Raw genomic sequence first — 16,712 nt, 5'->3', positions numbered from 1 at the left:
GGACTTGTCAGCCGCGAGCCGCGAACCCGACGAACGCGGTCCACGCCGTGGGCTCAACGGCCAGTGCGGTACGGGTCGTGTCCTTGGAGTCACGGACGTGAACCGCGCCTATCCCGGCCGCTACCTCGACGCACTGGCCCCCGTCGCCAGCGCTGTAACTGCTCTTGAACCACGCCAGGCCATCAGTGTCCGGCCAGGCCTTTTCCCCGCTCATCTCTCTCCCAGCAACTTCTCGATCAACGCCAGCGATTCTGTCGGAGTGAGGGCCTGTGCGCGAAGGATCCCGTACGTACGCTCAAGACCTCGCACCTTTGGACGCTCCGTGTGTACGCGGCTGTCGCCTTGTACCTCCGTGTACGCGATCCTGCGCCCATCCTTGCTCTCCATCAAGGTGAACGGGCCAGCCAGTCCCGCATGTTCCAGCCGAGCGAGTGGCATCACCTGGATCACCACATTGCGCCTCTCGGCCATCAGCATGAGGTGCTCCAACTGGCCTCGCCAGACAGCGTCCCCGCCAATCGGCCGGAGCAGGACAGCCTCCTCGATCACGAAGCTGAGATGCGGCGCCGGACGCCGGGTGAAGATCTCCTGCCGAGCCAGCCGCGCGGCCACACGCTGCTCGATGACCTCCTCATCCAGCAGCGGCTGCCACATCTCGAACACCGCTCGCGCGTAGTCCTCCGTCTGCAGCAACCCGTTGATCAGCTGGGTGTCATACACATGCAGCTCAACCGCCTCGGCCTCCAACTTGGCCGCATCCCGAAAGAACGCCGGATACTGAGCCCGAGCCACCTCCTCCTTACTCGCGCTCAACACCCCACCCGCACCCACCACTTCATCCGCCTGGTCGATGAACTTCGGCGGCGGAATCCGCCTCCCCTGCTCGAACGCCGCGATGGTCGAGGCCGAATACCCCGTCAGCGAACCGAACTTCACCCGGTCCATCCCCGCCCGTTCCCGGAACAGCTTCAACTGCCGCCCGAACACGCAAAGAATGCCCGTCCCGAACTCGTACTCCGGCTGCTGAACCTCGTCGCTCACGCCGCCGCTCCTCCCGTACCGCCACAGCCACCGGACTCCACCCAACGCACGGCCCGGGAACCGGTCACGCCCCACGCCGCACACAAGCGCACCGCCGACGCGTACAGCCCATGCCCGTCAGCGCATCACTCCTGTTCAACGCTACGCACAGTCCGCAACCGTTCACCTCATGAAGTCAGCAACTCCCACGAACGGGCATATGCCACAGCGCACCGCACCCGAACGCGAGTTCGCCATGCAGTTCACGTCGACCCCGCGCGGCGCCCGTCTCGCCCGCCGCCTGGTCTCCCACCGCCTGAACGAGTGGGGCCACCCCTACACGACCCCCACCAACGAGACCCTCACCCTCATCGCGGCGGAACTCACGGCCAACGCCGTACGCCACGGCCACGTCCCCGGCCGCGACTTCCACCTCCAACTCACCCTGACGGCAAGCACGTTCCGTATCGAGGTGACCGACACCCGAGCCGAGAAGCGGCCCTCCTCCACACCCCCGACACTCGCCCCCGATGCCGAATCCGGCCGCGGCCTCCTCCTCGTAGCCACCCTCGCGGACGAGTGGGGCGTCACCCCTCGCCCGGCGGCGCCCGGCAAGACCGTATGGGCGGAGCTGCTCGTACCGTCGCCGGACCCGATGACCCCTCGTCAGGCAGAATCGGCACCAGCGTCACGGATTCAAGTTCAGGCCGACCACGAAACGCACGTGAGGGCAGATGTCGCAGGAGGACAGTATCGGCAGCCGTAAGGCGGCACGGGACCAGGGATCTTTGTTCAGCCGCTATATGGACGACGTCGAGGACAGCGGCGGATTCCGGGTCGAGGTGGGTTCCGACGGCCGGGCGACCGACGTGGAAATGGAGCTTCCGGATCCCGAGGCCGAGGACGCGGCGGACCAGATCACCGCGCCCTACGACCCCTCAAAGATCGAGATCCAGACCCTCAACCCGACCATCAACCTGCTCATGTCCCGGCTGCGCAACGGGATGATCGACCTCGCGCCCGACTTCCAGCGGCACGCGGGGATCTGGTCGGACGAACAGCAGAGCAGGCTGATCGAGTCGCTGCTGCTGCGCATCCCGATCCCGTCCTTCTACGCGGCCGAGACGGACGACAGCGACTGGGCCATCATCGACGGCATCCAGCGGCTCACGGCGATCGCCCGGTTCATCGCGCCCCGGGCGCTGTACGAGGTGGCGGGCATCGACGCCGGGCCGCTGCGGCTGCGGGGTCTGGAGTACCTGCGCGAGGGCTTCGAGGGCAAGGGCTACGACGACCTGACCGGGCGGCTCCAGATCCGCCTGGACGAGACGCAGGTCGTCGTCCATGTCATCCGGCCGGGCACGCCGGAGGAGGTCAAGTTCAACATCTTCGCCCGGATCAACACCGGGGGCATGCCGCTCACCCGCCAGGAACTGCGCCACGCGCTGATCCCCGGACCGGCGCGGCAGCTGCTGTCGTCGCTCGCCGAGACGAACGCGTTCACGTCGGCCACGGGCGGCAGCATCCCCAGGGCGCGCATGGCCGACCAGGAGATGGTGCTGCGCGCCCTGGCCTTCCGGCTCACGTCTCCGCTCGACTTCAGGTCACAGGACTTCGACCAGTTCCTCGCGCACACGATGCGGCAGATCAACCGGCTGTCCGACGACGAACGGGGGATGCTCCGCTGGTCCTTCGAGCGGGCGATGTACACGGCCGCGGAGATCTTCGGCGCACACGCCTTCCGCAAGCTCTATCCGGGACAGACGCGGCGCTCGCCCATCAACAAGGCCCTCTTCGAGGCGGTCACGGTCAACCTGGCCGAACTCTCCGACGGGGAAAGGGACGCGCTGGTAGCGTTCCGCGAGAAAGTGATCGAGGGTTTCCAACTGCTCATGAAGGACCGGGACTTCGAACGCGCCGTGTCCGTCAGCACGGGCGACCGCGCCAAGGTCAGGACCCGGTTCGGCAGGGTCCGCGGTCTCTTCCGCACCATTCTGGACAGCAACGGGGGCAGTGCGCAGTGATCGACCAGTTGTCGCTGACCAACTTCAAGGCGTTCAGGTCGGCCGACATCCCGCTCGCCCCAGTCACGCTGCTGACCGGCCTGAACTCGTCCGGCAAGAGTTCGGTCCTCCAGGCATTCGTCCTGCTGCGGCAGTCGTACGACTCGTCCACCCTGTACTCCTCGGACGGCGGACTTCTCCTGAACGGCGATCTGGTGCAGCTCGGAACGGGACTCGACGTCCTGCATGAGGACTTCGTGCAGACGCCTGAGGCACCCGCTCCGCTCATCGGCATCGAGCTGCGCACGCGCGAGGGGCAGGCCTTCACCTGGTCGGCTCTGTTCGCTCCCGAGCAGGACGTACTGGCCCTGCACTCCGCCTCGGACGCCGAGCGGACGAAGGCGGCCTTCACCCGTCGCCGCTTCCAGTACCTCAGGGCGGACCGCATCTCCCCGGCCACCAGCTACCCCAAGTCCCATCACCAGGCGATCGGCCTCGGTTTCCTCGGCTCGCGTGGCGAACACACCGTCAACTACCTGCGGCACCACGCCCGGCGCCCGTTGGGCGGCAAGGCCCTGCGACACCCGGACGTGTCCACGAACAACCTCCTCGACCATGTCGTGGCGTGGATGCAGGAGCTGTGCCCCGGGGTCAACCTGGAAGCGACGGAGATCCCCGGCATCGACGCCGTCCGCCTCAGCTACGGCTTCGACGGCACCGCCGGCCTGGACTCCTCCGCCCGCCGCCGCCCCACCAACGTCGGCTTCGGCCTCACCTACGCCCTGCCGATCGTCGTGGCGTGCCTGTCGGCGGGGCCGGGGAGCCTGATCCTGCTGGAGAACCCGGAGGCCCACCTCCACCCGCGAGGCCAGTCCCGTATGGCCGCGCTGCTGGCCGCCGCCGCGTCGGCCGGGGCGCAGCTGATCGTGGAGACGCACTCCGACCACGTACTCAACGGCCTGCGTCTGGCGGTCAAGAACGGTGCCATCGCCGCCTCGGACACCGCCGTCCACTACTTCCGCCGCCGTGGGCTGCAGGCGGAGATCATCACCCCGCGCATCCACGAGGACGGCTCCCTCTCCGACTGGCCGGAGGGCTTCTTCGACGAGTGGGAGAACTCCCTCGAACAGCTCCTCGACTGACCGTCGTCCGTCGACCGTCGCGTACCACGATTGGGGGGCCGTAGTGCCGCTGTCCTTATTCCTGAACGAACTCTCCTGCCAGTCCGACGCCGGTCCGAGACACGTCGACGAAGCCATGGCCACGTTCGTGGCCACCCTGAAGCACCTCAAGAGCTGGGGGCAGAACGTCGAGCTCGTCACCGAAAGCCCGCTCCAGCCGGCCGAACTCGCCCGCGGCTACGTCTACCAGCAGTGGGTGAACGCCTCGCCCCGCAACAGGGAGCGGCACCGCTACATCCTCAGGCTGCGCGACCGCACCCCGGGCGCCCTGCGCGGCGTACTCGAAGCAGCCGGGCACGACCCGGCCGAGGTCGAGCACTTCCACGACGGCCGCCGCGCCATCGGCATCGGCGCCGCCCATCTCGTGGACGGCATGGCCATCAGCCTCCCGGTCAGCCCGAAGTGGGCGGCCTCCTGGCTCGACGTCGACATCAACCGCGTCGGCGAGGACGACATCGAGACGTACCAGGACAAGGTCAAGCACTGCTCCACCCCGCACAGCGCCGACGAGCACGAGACTTGGGCGCGCGGCGCCGGACTCAGCTCCCTGACCAGGCCGTCCCAACTCCTCGACGCCTGGGAAGAGTTCTTCCCGAGGCTGGAGCGCCTGCCCCGCTTCGACCGGGACCTGCGCGCCCTCGACCCGAAGTGGTTCCTGCCCGTCCGCGGCCTGCTCGCCGACCTCCAGTCCACGGCCGCCGACCACTGGAACCTCGCCCGCTCCCCCGAGCCCGACTGGCAGAACCCGCACATCACGCCCGAGTCGCAGTCCCGCCGTCACCTGTGCACGTTCGCGGACCCGGACCTCGACGGCAGGGACGCGTGCTTCTCCTGGCACGGCCGTATGACCCCGGGCAAGGGAAGGCTGTACTTCCGGCTGGTGCCCGAACGGAAGTCCTTCCGTCTGGGCTACGTCGGTGACAAGCCCGGCAGCGACCGCTTGTCCAACTGACGGTTCTCCCTGACCGGCGGTTCGGGCCGGTTCGGCCACCCCGTTGCGATCGGAGGCGTCGTACTTTCCCGACCAGGCCGTGTCACTGCTGGGCGGCGCTCCGGCCTGGGGCGCCGTCGCCGCGCCGCTCGGCAAGGCCGAGAAGCGCAGGGACTTCATGGAGCGCTGGTGGTGGGGCGAGAAGCCCAAGCGTGACTCCCCTAGCCGAGCGGGGGAACCGACGGGAAGGTTCCGCCAGTCCCCGGCCGTCGAACGGCATGCAGGCGCTGCTGCAACGCCTGGAACGCGGTGAGTCGCTGTACGACCCTCCTGCCGACGTGCGCTTTCCCCATCAGGCGGGCCGCGAGGCGAACGGGCCTGCCCCGGTACCGGCCGGCACCGCCGCCGTGGACGGCTGGGCCGCCGCCAAGGCCGAGTTCAACCGTGCGCTGCGGCACGCGGAGAGGCTGCGTGCCGCGCGGGTGACCGCGGCACGTGCGCTGCGCGACGTCGAGCGGCTCGGCATGGACGTGGTGTGCGCTCAGACGGCGGAGCGGCGGGCGCGCCAGGACGAGGAGCAGGCCGCGGAAGCGGTCGAGTCCGCGTACGCCGCCCTGCGGGAGGCGTCGGCGGCGTACCAGGACGTGCGTGCGGGAGCCGGGAGCCATGCGCAGGGCAGGCCCGGCGGTCTGCGGAGCATGCTGGGTACCGGGCACGCGTTCGCGGAGTGGCAGGAACGGGAGCGCTGGTTCCAGGCGGAGGTGGAGCGGACGTACCTCGCGTGCGGGGCGGCCCGCAACCACGCGCTCGCCGCGGAACGTGCGCTGGACGAATGCGTCGAGATCCGCAGGCACGCGCTCGAACGGCTGCGGCTTGCGCGGGACGCCGCCGATTTAGCGCGACGCGTTCTGGAGCAGGCGCGCGCCGACTGGGGTGAGCGCGTTCCCGAGGACTGGGAGCAACTCGACGACACACGGCGCGAGTTGTCCGCGCCCTGGTCCGACGAGGAGTTCTGTGCCGCGCGTACCCGAGTGTTCCACGCCGCGCTGAATCTGCACCGCGCCTTCATCGTCGCCAACGCCCGTACCCTGCGCCTGGACCTGCTGCTGCTCAAGGAGGTGTTCGCCGGGGTCGCGCCCCAGGACGCGGCACTGGCGGTCTGTTCCCGGTCGCGGTCCAGCAAGTCGCAACGCCTGACATACATTTCGATCTTGGCCGCCTGTGCGAGACGCTGAACCCGCCATGCCGCCGCCTGCTCGGTCCTGTTGTTGCGCTCACCGAAGAGGTGCACTTCCACCAGGTACAACCGCGAATCGCCGTCCGGCGTCAGTACTCCCGCCGCTGGGCCCTCCCCCCGGGCGAAAGAGGCGACCATCGGCCAGTCGCGCTGCGTGAACTCGCTCTCGGCCTTTTCCCAGTCCCTGGGCCCACCGCGCACCTCGACAAGTGCCAGTGCTCGCTGGTCGTACCGGACACGCACGCGTGCCTCCCCCATAGGCGTGTGCTGACTGCTGATGGATCATTCCACAGCGCCCATGAGCCGGCTCACGACGAAGTTCATGTGCTGGACGTGCCCCATCTTGATCCATGTCTCTGGTGTGCCGGAGCCCTTGGCCCCCTCTCCCACCGCGCACTCGTGCAGCCAGCGTTCGCCCTCGTTGCAGTCGGCGCCACGGAACTCCTCGGACTCCTGGATCCACCGGGCCATGGCACGGACCCGGTCGGCGTGCCCGCTGCCCCGGGTCGGCACACGGTGGTCACGCCCATGTCCAGGATGAGGTCGGTCCGTGACGGCACCAGGCAGAGGCGGGCGACCATCGCCAGCAGCTCGGTCGAGTACCGCTCGTCCGGTGGCTCGTCGACCAACAGCCGTATGCCGAGCCCCCGGCCGCTGAGGAACGCCAGATCGGCCGTGTAGCGCTGCAGCGTGTGGTCCCGTTCCGGGCCGGTGACCAGCCTCAGGGAGCTCCTGGTCGCCAACCGCCACAAGCCCACGGCGGACCCCCGGACATGGTTCTCCGCATGGACGGCGTCGACCCAACCCGGCGCCCCTTCCATGACCTTGATCAGTCGGTCCACGAGCGGGGTGAGCCAGCGCTCCGTCACCATCGCTTCGTCCTCCGGCTCCGGGCCGGCCCGTTCCCCTCGGGTCCGCTCCGTGCCGGTGCGCGGGACAATCGTCCACAGGGGTGCGACGCGTCTCCGTAATCGGGAATCCAGCAGCCCGTAGGCGTCCCAGGCACGCGGTCGTGTCGGCAGTACGGGTACATAGATCGGCTCGGTCATCGCGGCTCCCCCTCGCCGAATCACCCATCACCCCTGGTCACAGGGTGAGTGGGCACGCTTCGCTACGAAAGAGCGCAATTCCGGCCAGATTCGAACCGGAAACGAATGGTGTGCGTCCTGATTCGGGGGACGCTGTCGGTGCTCCCCTATACGGTTGGGCTGAACGGTTGATCCGTACACTGACCTGGGACTAAGGAGTACGTCGTGCGGCCCACCCTGGCCGCCGCGCAGGTGCGCGGCAGTCTGACTCAGTACCTCACGACGACGTACGCCCTGACCGACTCCGACACCCGCCTCGCCCTGGAGCGGTTTCTCAACCACCCCGAGACCGGGATCTTCCGGGGGCCGTATCTGCGCATCCGGACGCCGTTCCACACCGCCGACGACGGCTGGCGGCAGCACCTCGAATGGTCTCCTGGCTTCCCTCCGTACCGGCATCAGGCGAAGGCGTGGGAGCGGCTCAGCACCCTGCGAGGGCCCGCGCAGCCGACACTGATCACCACCGGAACGGGGTCCGGCAAGACGGAGTCCTTCCTCGTGCCCGTGCTCGACCACTGCCGACGGGAGCGGGCGGCCGGGCGGGCCGGCGTCAAGGCCGTGTTCCTCTACCCCATGAACGCCCTCGCCACCGACCAGGCGGGGCGTATCGGCGAGTACCTGGCACAGCCGGAGCTGGCCCAGGTCACCGCGGGGCTCTACATCGGTGACCGCCCGGACACCGACTTCCGGCGAGTCATGACCCGCCGGGAGGAGATGCGGGTCTCCCCGCCGGACGTGCTGATCACCAACTACAAGATGCTCGACCTGCTGTTGCAGCGAGGCGAGGACCAGCCCCTGTGGGACGGCGCCGACATCACGTATGTGGTGCTCGACGAGTTCCACACGTACGACGGCGCGCAGGGCACCGACGTCGCCATGCTGCTGCGGCGGCTCGCGACGGCCACGGGCAAGAGCCGGCCGGGGCGGCCGCTCGGGGCGATCTGTCCCGTTGCCACGTCGGCGACCTTGGGCGAGGGCGCCACTCACGACGGCGGGATCCTGGAGGTCGCCGAGCAGGTCTTCGGCATGCCCTTCCCCGCTGACACGGTGATCGGCGAGGAGCGGATGTCCGCGGAGCAGTTCACCGGAGAGATCGACTACGAGCTGCCCGAACCGCCGACGCCCAAGGAAGTCATCGAGTGCTCCGGCGGTCCCGGTATCGAGGCCCGGCCTGACCTGCTCGATCTCGACGGGCTCGCGGAGCGGCTGCTCGGGCGCAGAGGGCTGGACGCGTTCCAGATCGGCAGGCTGCTGAAGCGGCACGACTTCACGCACGGTGTTCTGTCGCTGCTCGACGGCGAGCCGCTGAGCGAGTGGGAACTGCGGGACCGTATGAGCCGGTTCGGGTATGCGTGGGGGCGTACCGCACGCGAGAACCCACGGTTGGTGCTTCAGGCACTCTCGCGGTTCGTGGCGCTGCTGTCCGCCGCCCGGGACCCGGAGTCGGACGCGAGGCGGCCCAGGCCGCTGCTGCATGTCGAAGCCCATCTGTGGGTGCGGCCCGTGACACGCGTCCTGCGCGGGGTGAGCCCGAACGCCGAGTTCCGGTGGTACGAGGACGACCGCACCGCCGCACGTCGTTCCGCGCTCGCCGCGCCGCCCGCCGATGCGGAGGCTTTCGAGGGCGTCGACGGCGAGCGGTCGTCCGGCGGATGGCCGTCCGGCGATGCCCGGCGCGCCCAGGCACAGCCGGGGGCGGACACCGCGGTCCGCCCTGCCGCCGTGCATCTGCCCGCTGTCTACTGCCGCACCTGCGGTCGGTCAGGCTGGGCCGCTTTGTCCCCGGAAGCCGACCCGCAGCAGCTCGTCATGGCCCAGGACCGGGTCTGGCGCGCCGGAGTGGGGCGCGACAAGCGGCGGATCCGGTACTTCATCGCCGCCACTTCGGCCGAGCGGGACGAGGCGCTGGACGCGCTGACCGGCGCCAGGCCGTCCTCGGGCAAGGGCAGCGGTGTCGATCCGCTCTCCGTGGTCGTCCTCGACGGAGCGCAGGGCACGTATCGTCTGCCGACGCCCGCCGACCGCGAAGAACTGCAGGACGGCTGGTTCGCGCTGGCCATCACCGACAAGAAGTCGGCCGACCGGGCGGCCGTCGACGACCGCTGCCCGGCCTGCAACACCGACAACGGCATCCGCTTCCTCGGTACGGCACTGGCGGCGCTCGCCTCGGCGACCGTCACGCAGCTGTTCACGGGCGGGGACATCGCGCTCGTACCGGAAGAGCGCAAGACGCTGCTGTTCAACGACTCGACACAGGACGCCGCGCACCGTGCGGGGTACGTCGCCAACGCCTCGTACAAGTTCTCGCTGCGCTCGCTCCTCGCCCACGCCCTCGCCGACTCGCCGGAACCGCTGCCACTGAACGACCTGATCGGCAATGTCCTCGACTCCATCGACGACACTCAGGCCCTGGCCGCCGTCGTACCGCCCGACCTGCACGACGAGCCCGGCGTGGACCGCCTGCTGTCCGGGCGGGGCACGGGGGATGCCCGTACCTGGAAGCTGATCGGTGAGCGGCTGGCCTTCGCCACGGTGATGGAGTTCGGCCTGCGATCCCGGCAGGGGCGCACGCTGGAGCTCACCCGCACCCTGGCGGCGGAGGTCGCCCTGCGCGAGCCGGACCGCATCACGGCGCTGGCCCGCGATCTGCATCTGTCGCTGCCCGGCCAACTGGTGGCGGTGGGCGAGTTGCCCACGCCGGACCGCTATCTGGCGTTCGTGCGCGGGTTGTTGGAGCGCATCAGGCTGCGTGGTGGCGTACGGCACCGCTGGCTGGAGCCGTGGATGCGGGACGCCGGGGTCACTCGGTTCAAGGTGTGGGGCGGGCGGCCCGACGGCATGCCCGCGTTCCCCGACGGAGTTCCCGCGCCCCGGTTCCTGCTGGACGCCCCCAAGGAGAAGTCGGCGTTCGACGCGGCCACCGGCCGGCTCGGCTGGTACCAGGACTGGACCCGGCGTTGCCTCGGCCTTGACGGCGCGGGCGCCAACGAGTACCTGCGGCGGCTGCTGCCGGTGCTCGCGGAGGAGCACGTGCTGGCGGTCCGCACGGCACAGGACCGGACGACGAAGGTGTACGGGCTGCAGCCCGGGCACATCGCAGTGCGGCTGCTGGACGACACATCGGTCAACAAGGCGTTCGTCAGCTGCCCGGACTGCGGATGGGAGCAGGTCGTCCTGCCGGAGCGCCGAACCCGCTGGTACGGGCATCCGTGCCCGCGCTACCGCTGCCAGGGCGTACTGCGGCCGCCCCAGGACGACGTCTCGGTGAGTATCGCCGGCACCTCCGGGAGCTTCGGCGGATCACGCGAGCGTGACTACGTCGGCGACTACTACCGGCGGCTGTATCTGACCGGTGGCACCTTCCGCGTAGTGACGGCCGAGCACACCGGCATGCTCACGCGGCCACAGCGCGAGCGCGTCGAGCGCACGTTCCGCGACGGCACCCACTACACCGACCCGAATGTGCTGTCGTGCACGCCCACGCTCGAACTCGGCATCGACATCGGTGACTTGTCGGCCGTGCTCCTCGGTTCGCTGCCGAAGGGGCCCGCGAACTACGTGCAGCGGGCCGGCCGTGCAGGCCGCAGGACCGGCAACGCGCTGGTGGTGGCGTTCGGCGGGCGGCGCGCCCGGGACCTGTACTACCTGGACGAGCCACGCGAGATGATCGCGGGCGACATCGTCCCGCCGGGTTGCTATCTGTCCGCGGTCGAGATCCTGCGACGCCAGTACACGGCGCATCTGCTCGATCTCGCGGCCCGGGGAGCGCTGGCCACCGCGGACGGCGAGCGGCTCCAGCCCGCGCCCCGGCTGGTATCCGCGCTCTTCGGCACGACCGGCTGGTGCCAGGACCTCGCGGACGCGGCACTCACCCATGGCGCGCGCCTGGTCGAGGACTTCCTGACCCTCATCGCCGGTGTCACCGACCATGCCGCGGGAGAGCTGCGGGCGTACGCGACCGGCGGGATCGTGCGCACTCTCCAGGAAGCCGAGGAGGACTGGACGGCACGCCGCGAGGAACTGCGCCGACGGATCGCGGCGATCGACACCGCGATGGACGGCCTGGTGCGCTCCGACCCCGAACAGGACCGGGAGCACCGGGAGTTGCTGGCCGAGCGCCGCACCACCGGGAATCTGCTGCGCGAGCTCAGCCAGACCAGCGCCCACGGCGCGCTCGTCGATCTGGGTCTGCTCCCGAACTACAGCCTCACGGACACGACGACCCAGCTGGAGGCCACGCTCTACTGGACGGAGGAGCAGGACTCCGGCGAGGCGGAGGGTGCGAAGAAGACCTATCGCAGCGAGGTACGCGACTACGAACGGTCGCGCCGGCTCTCGCTCGCCGAACTCGCCCCGGGCAACAGCTTCTACGTCAACGGCTACAAGCACGTCGTGCGCGCCCTGGACATCGGCAGCCCCGACCGCCGCGCCTGGTCGGTGTGGCGGCTGTGCCCGGCATGCGGATACGCGCGCACAGAGAACGCCAAGGCGGACACCTCGCCCTGTCCGCGCTGCGGTGGCCGGGAGATCGCCGACGCCGGGTGCGTCCAGCAGGTACTCGAACCGCGGCGGGTGATCGCCCGGGACAAACGAGACGATGCCCGCGTCCGGGACGACAAGGACGAGCGGGACCGTCGCCGCTACTCCATGCTCACGACGGTCGACATCGACCCCGTGCACCTCGCTCCCGGTTCCTGGCGGCACGACACCGCCGTGTTCGGCGTCGACTTCACCCGGCGAGCCGTCGTCAGAACCCTGAACCTGGGGCTCGACCGGCAGGACGGCAGCAGCACCGCGCCCGTCGCCGGTGAGGACGTACGTCTCAACCCCTTCTACGTGTGCACCAGTTGCGGTGGTGCGACCGCCGACGGACGTCCCGTGGTGGACCAGGCCCAGGACGGCCTCACCGAGTCGCTCGCCGCTTCCACCAGGGCCAGCGCCCACCATCTGCTGTGGTGCCCCCGCCGCAAGACGCGGTCGACCGGTGACGGGCAGGGCAAGGGCCAGGACATTCCGCTGCTGCTCGCCCACGAGCTGGTCACGGAGGCTGTGCGCATTCTGCTTCCGGCGTCCGTCGCCCGCGCCAAGGAGCGACTCGCCTCCTTCACCGCGGCCCTGTTCGTCGGCATCGCGGCCCGTTATGGCGGAGACCCGGACCACATCGACATCGCCGCCGCCTCCATGCCCGACGGTGGGGACGCCAACTGGCCACGGCGCTTCCTCGTGGTGTACGACCGGCTGCCGGGCGGCACCGGGTATCTCCACCGCCTCGCTTCCGCGGACGGCTTCCGGGAGGTGCTGCTCAAGGCCAGGGAGGCCATCGAGAGCTGCCCCTGCATCGAGAAAGGGCTCGACGGCTGCCACCGCTGTCTGCTGCGTCGCGTCCCCGCGAGCGACTACGACAAGGTCAGCCGGAACGAAGTGCGGCACATGCTGGACGAGCTGCTCGGCAAGGGCGGTGAGGCCTGGAAGACCTCGCCCGTGGCCGCGACGCAGGCCATTCCCATGGAGCGCCAGGCCGAGAGCGACCTTGAGGTCATGTTCATCGACACGCTCAAGGAGTGGGCACGCCAACCCGCGGCGCAGGCCAGCGCGGACGCGTACACGACCACCGCGGGCACCTACTCCCTCGACCTGCGGCTGACGAACCCGGCCGGAAAGACGCTGAGCTGGCGGGTGTCCCAGCAGCGCGTGCTCGACGGCACGCGTCCGGACGTACTCTTCGAACGGCTCGACGCGCCCGGACCGCGTCTGGCGCTCTATCTCGACGGGTACGAGTTCCACGCCTCGGCCCGGCACAACCGTCTCGCCGACGACGCCGCCAAGCGCACACGGCTCCGGGCGGAGGGACTCCGGGTCTTCCAGCTCACGTATTACGACGTCAAGCAATGGCGCACGCGCGTGCACGACACCGGATATGCGGCGGCCGGTCCGGCCGACCCGGTGTGGCGGCCCTACGGCGACCAGGGCCGGCGGCAGGCGCGCGACTACTACGCCAGGGTGAAGGGCGGACTGCCCGGCGAACTCGCCGAGAACGTCTGGGTCAATCCGGCCGAGACACTGCTTGCTTACCTCCGTTCCCCGGACGCGGACCGGTGGCTGGCCCGTGCGGAGGCGGCCGTCGCGGGGCTCACCGGGGCCCGGCCGGAGTCGTCAGCGGTCTCGGGGGATGCCGTGAGCTCGCAACTCATGGCTGCCCTGCGCGGAGCTCCGCTGACCGGTCAGAGTGGTCCCGTGCGCATTCTCGGCGCAACGGACCAGTCGGGGGGCCGTGTGGTCGCGGTGGCCGACGGGCGGCAGAAGCCTCCCGTGTGGACGGCGGTCACCGTCCTGGACGACACAACGGCCGCCGTCACCGACTCCGCACCGCACAAGGAGCGGTGGCGTGCCTGGCTGTACTGGAGCAATCTGCTGCAGTTCCTCGAGCGTGGGGGCGGGGACAGCGCACAGCTGACAACCAGTCAGCTCGATGCCTTCTCGCCGGAGACACTCGCGGTCACGGGAGGGTCGGGGTGGCTTGCCTCCACACGTGTCGACCTGGAGGCGGTAGCGCGGGAAGGGGACACGGAGCCCGTCGTCGAGACGCCTGTCCCACAGGGCGGGGACTGGAACGCCGTACTGGAGTACCTGGATCCCGACGAGCCCGGCCTCCAGCTCCTCGCGGTGTCCCTGGCCACTCGGGGCGTACCCGCCCCCGTCGACGGATTCGAACTCGACGAGAACGGTTGGCTGGCCGAGCTCGCCTGGCCGGACCGGAAGGTGGGAGTGGTTCTCGCGCCCCGGTCCGCGCAGCCGGAACCCGACTACGAGGCTCAGGACCGGGACCGGGCCTTCGCCGCCGCCGGGTGGGACGTACGGCCCGCGAGCGACTGGACCGCGGAAGAGCTGGCCCATCGGCTCGACGCACAGGTGAAGAACGACGGAACGACTCAGGGGGAGCCCCACCGATGAACAACGCGAGTGTGACTCTGCGTCTGCTGGACAAGGCCGACAAGGAGATCCTGAAGCTCCCTCGCGCGGTAAAGGGCGCCCTCTACGACTTCCAGCACAAGTTCAAGACCAACCCGCAGGCCACTGGTCTTCAGCTGAAGCAGCTCAAGGGAGACAGCAGGCTCTGGTCCGCGCGCGTCAACGACGAGTACCGCGCGCTGCTGCTGCGCCTGGCCGACACCGACTGGCTGATCGTCTCGCTCAAGCACCGCAAGGAGGTCTACGAGAATCTCGACCGGCTCTCCTACGGCATCAACCAGGTCACCGGTGCCATCGAGTACGTCGACCTCCAGGTGGTCGAGGAGAGCGTGCTGCGGCGCGTCTCGCCCGCTCGCCCTGCTGCGCCGGAACGGCCTGTGCCGGAGCAGACTCGGCCGCAGCCGCAGCCGCAGCCGCAACAGCAGCCGGAACCGACCCGGCCCGAGCCCCTGTTCGCGCGATTCACGGACGAGCAGCTCACCGACCTCGGTGTGGCAGAACCACTGATCCCGGTGGTCCGGACCCTCACCACGGAGGAACAGCTGCTCGGGCTCGTGGAGTTCGCTCCGCAGCTCACCGGCGAGATCCTGCTCTCGCTGTTCGACGGCAAGTCCTACGACGAGGTCCTGGAGCAGGTGACCGCTCCGGTCGCCGCACCCGAACCCGTCGACACGGAGGACTTCCAGGCTGCCGCCGAACGTCCGGCGACCATGGTGACGACCACGGACGAAGCACTCCGCGAGGCGCTTGAGGGAGAGGACTTCGGGCGCTGGAAGGTCTTCCTGCACCCGACACAGTCCAAGCTGGTCGAGCGGGATTACTCCGGTCCCGCCCGAGTGGGCGGCGGCCCCGGCACAGGCAAGACGATCGTCGCCCTCCATCGGGTCAAGCACCTGGTCGAGCAGCTTCCGCCGGGGCGCAACAAGCCCGTGCTCCTCACGACGTACAACAAGAACCTCGCCGCCGACCTTCGGACTCGCCTCCTGGAGCTCGGAGGCGAAGAACTCCTGTCCCGCGTGGAGATCAGCCACGTCGATCAGCTGGCCCTGCGAGTGGTGCGGGAGGCCGAACCCGGCAACGCCAAGCAGACCACCGACGACAACCAGGTACTGCGCGAGTGGCGCGCCATGCTGGACGAGCTCGGCGAGACGAACTGGGACGCGGACTTCCTCCACGACGAGTGGACGCAGGTCATCCTCGGCCAGGCGGTGGCCTCCCGCACCGAGTACTTCCGCGCCCGCCGGGCCGGCCGGGGGCGCAACATCGCGCGAGCCGAGCGGGCCGAGATCTGGCAGCTGGCGGAGAAGTTCACGCAGCGACTGGACCGGCTGGGGCGCCAGACGTGGGCCCAGGTCGCCGAGCGGGCCGCCCGACTGGAAATGGAGCGGGAAGGGCGCATCCATGCCGTCGAGCGGCAGCGCGAAGAGGCCGGCGGCCTGGACAACATCCATCTCCAGGACGGCTCCGCCGGACGGCTGCGCTATCGCTACCGGCACATCGTGGTGGACGAGGCTCAGGATCTTCGGCCGGGTCACTGGAAGATGCTGCGAGCCATGGTCGACCACGACCGGAACGACATCTTCCTGGTAGGTGACACACATCAGCGGATCTACAACAACCAGGTGACGTTGGGCAGCCTTGGCGTCAACATCCGAGGCCGGTCCGCCAAGCTCACCCTCAGCTACCGCACCACGCGGCAGATCCTCGGGTCAGCTCTCGGCGTGCTCGAAGGCGAGTCCTTCGACGACCTGGACGGCAACCAGGAAACCCTGGCCGGCTACCGTTCCGTGCTCACCGGCGCGCCCCCGGCCCTCCACCCGAGCCAGGACTGGGAATCCGAACGCGAGGAGATCGCCGAGCTTGTCTCCGACTGGAACGACATCCCCCTGGAACAGATCGCGATCTGTGTCCCCACCAACGCCATGGCACAGGAGGTGGCGTTCACCCTGGCCCAGTCCGGGATCAGGGCCGTCGAGATCGGTCCGGACGGACCGCGAGGCGACGAGGGCGTCCACATCGGGACGATGTTCCGCTTCAAGGGGCTCGAATACCAGCGCATGATCATCGCCGGGGTGAGCGAGGGTCTGGTACCGCGCAACACCGTGCTCGGACTGCAGCACAGCGACGCACTGCGGTACCGACGCGAACTCCAGCGCGCTCGCTCCCTGCTCTTCGTCGCCGCCACACGATCCCGCGACGCGCTCGCCGTCTTCTGGCACGGAAAGCCCAGCCGCTTCCTCGCCCCGCTGCTCACCGAGTAGCGCAGCCGCGCCGCGGCATTGT

At 69.5% G+C, this 16,712-nt stretch carries 10 protein-coding genes and 1 pseudogene; 7 read left to right on the top strand and 4 right to left on the bottom strand.

Annotated features, from left to right (window positions below; translation table 11 throughout):
* Window positions 1-7: 7 nt before the first annotated feature.
* Both AQJ67_RS14520 and AQJ67_RS14515 read right to left on the bottom strand, forming a co-directional pair.
* Window positions 8-214 (bottom strand): DUF397 domain-containing protein, encoded by a 207-nt coding sequence (locus tag AQJ67_RS14520; RefSeq protein ID WP_062719121.1) that lies wholly within the window; start codon window positions 212-214, stop codon window positions 8-10.
* A complete protein-coding gene (locus AQJ67_RS14515) occupies window positions 211-1,041 on the bottom strand; it encodes a helix-turn-helix domain-containing protein (protein WP_062719120.1) in 831 nt (276 codons plus the stop codon). Before AQJ67_RS14515 ends, AQJ67_RS14520 begins: the two co-directional genes overlap by 4 nt.
* Window positions 1,042-1,210: 169 nt before the next feature.
* Here AQJ67_RS14515 and AQJ67_RS14510 point away from each other — a divergent pair, with 169 nt between their 5' ends.
* The 5 genes from AQJ67_RS14510 (at window position 1,211) to AQJ67_RS14490 (ending at window position 6,370) form a co-directional block, all read left to right on the top strand.
* Complete coding sequence (locus AQJ67_RS14510) at window positions 1,211-1,786, top strand: ATP-binding protein (protein WP_279616888.1); 576 nt, start codon at window positions 1,211-1,213, stop codon at window positions 1,784-1,786.
* Window positions 1,755-3,044, top strand: a complete 1,290-nt coding sequence (locus AQJ67_RS14505; protein ID WP_062719119.1) for a DUF262 domain-containing protein — start codon at window positions 1,755-1,757, stop codon at window positions 3,042-3,044. Before AQJ67_RS14510 ends, AQJ67_RS14505 begins: the two co-directional genes overlap by 32 nt.
* Entirely contained in the window at window positions 3,041-4,165 is a 1,125-nt protein-coding gene (locus AQJ67_RS14500; RefSeq protein ID WP_062719118.1) for a DUF3696 domain-containing protein, read from the top strand. Before AQJ67_RS14505 ends, AQJ67_RS14500 begins: the two co-directional genes overlap by 4 nt.
* 115 nt (window positions 4,166-4,280) lie before the next feature.
* The gene (locus AQJ67_RS14495) at window positions 4,281-5,156 is read left to right on the top strand and encodes a hypothetical protein (protein ID WP_062719117.1); all 876 of its coding nucleotides are present in this window, start codon (window positions 4,281-4,283) and stop codon (window positions 5,154-5,156) included.
* Between the two features lie 257 nt (window positions 5,157-5,413).
* Window positions 5,414-6,370, top strand: a complete 957-nt coding sequence (locus tag AQJ67_RS14490) for a hypothetical protein (RefSeq protein ID WP_062719116.1) — start codon at window positions 5,414-5,416, stop codon at window positions 6,368-6,370.
* Window positions 6,371-6,654: 284 nt separating this feature from the next.
* Here the strand turns inward: AQJ67_RS14490 and AQJ67_RS50675 are convergent, their stop codons facing one another.
* Both AQJ67_RS50675 and AQJ67_RS50670 read right to left on the bottom strand, forming a co-directional pair.
* Window positions 6,655-6,885, bottom strand: coding sequence for a beta family protein (locus AQJ67_RS50675; RefSeq protein WP_062719115.1), 231 nt, complete (start codon window positions 6,883-6,885; stop codon window positions 6,655-6,657).
* 24 nt (window positions 6,886-6,909) lie between these two features.
* A pseudogene (locus tag AQJ67_RS50670) lies at window positions 6,910-7,421 on the bottom strand (beta family protein); the annotation flags it as partial.
* A gap of 204 nt (window positions 7,422-7,625) precedes the next feature.
* Here AQJ67_RS50670 and AQJ67_RS14480 point away from each other — a divergent pair.
* Together AQJ67_RS14480 and AQJ67_RS14475 are read left to right on the top strand one after the other, a co-directional pair.
* Complete coding sequence (locus AQJ67_RS14480) at window positions 7,626-14,411, top strand: DEAD/DEAH box helicase (RefSeq protein WP_062719114.1); 6,786 nt, start codon at window positions 7,626-7,628, stop codon at window positions 14,409-14,411.
* Window positions 14,408-16,690, top strand: coding sequence for a UvrD-helicase domain-containing protein (locus AQJ67_RS14475; protein ID WP_062719113.1), 2,283 nt, complete (start codon window positions 14,408-14,410; stop codon window positions 16,688-16,690). Before AQJ67_RS14480 ends, AQJ67_RS14475 begins: the two co-directional genes overlap by 4 nt.
* The last annotated feature ends 22 nt before the right edge of the window (window positions 16,691-16,712 follow it).

Origin of the sequence: Streptomyces caeruleatus, from assembly GCF_001514235.1 — a bacterium.
GTDB lineage: Bacteria > Actinomycetota > Actinomycetes > Streptomycetales > Streptomycetaceae > Streptomyces > Streptomyces caeruleatus.
Note: the sequence above shows the minus strand (reverse complement) of the source record. Positions and strands in the feature narration are given on the sequence as shown.

Excerpts from the sequence above, each read along its gene's own strand:
- AQJ67_RS14520 (WP_062719121.1), bottom strand. The coding sequence starts at position 214 with ATGAGCGGGGAAAAGGCCTGGCCGGACACTGATGGCCTGGCGTGGTTC.
- AQJ67_RS14510 (WP_279616888.1), top strand. The coding sequence starts at position 1,211 with ATGAAGTCAGCAACTCCCACGAACGGGCATATGCCACAGCGCACCGCA.
- AQJ67_RS14505 (WP_062719119.1), top strand. The coding sequence starts at position 1,755 with ATGTCGCAGGAGGACAGTATCGGCAGCCGTAAGGCGGCACGGGACCAG.
- AQJ67_RS14495 (WP_062719117.1), top strand. The coding sequence starts at position 4,281 with ATGGCCACGTTCGTGGCCACCCTGAAGCACCTCAAGAGCTGGGGGCAG.
- AQJ67_RS14490 (WP_062719116.1), top strand. The coding sequence starts at position 5,414 with ATGCAGGCGCTGCTGCAACGCCTGGAACGCGGTGAGTCGCTGTACGAC.
- AQJ67_RS14475 (WP_062719113.1), top strand. The coding sequence starts at position 14,408 with ATGAACAACGCGAGTGTGACTCTGCGTCTGCTGGACAAGGCCGACAAG.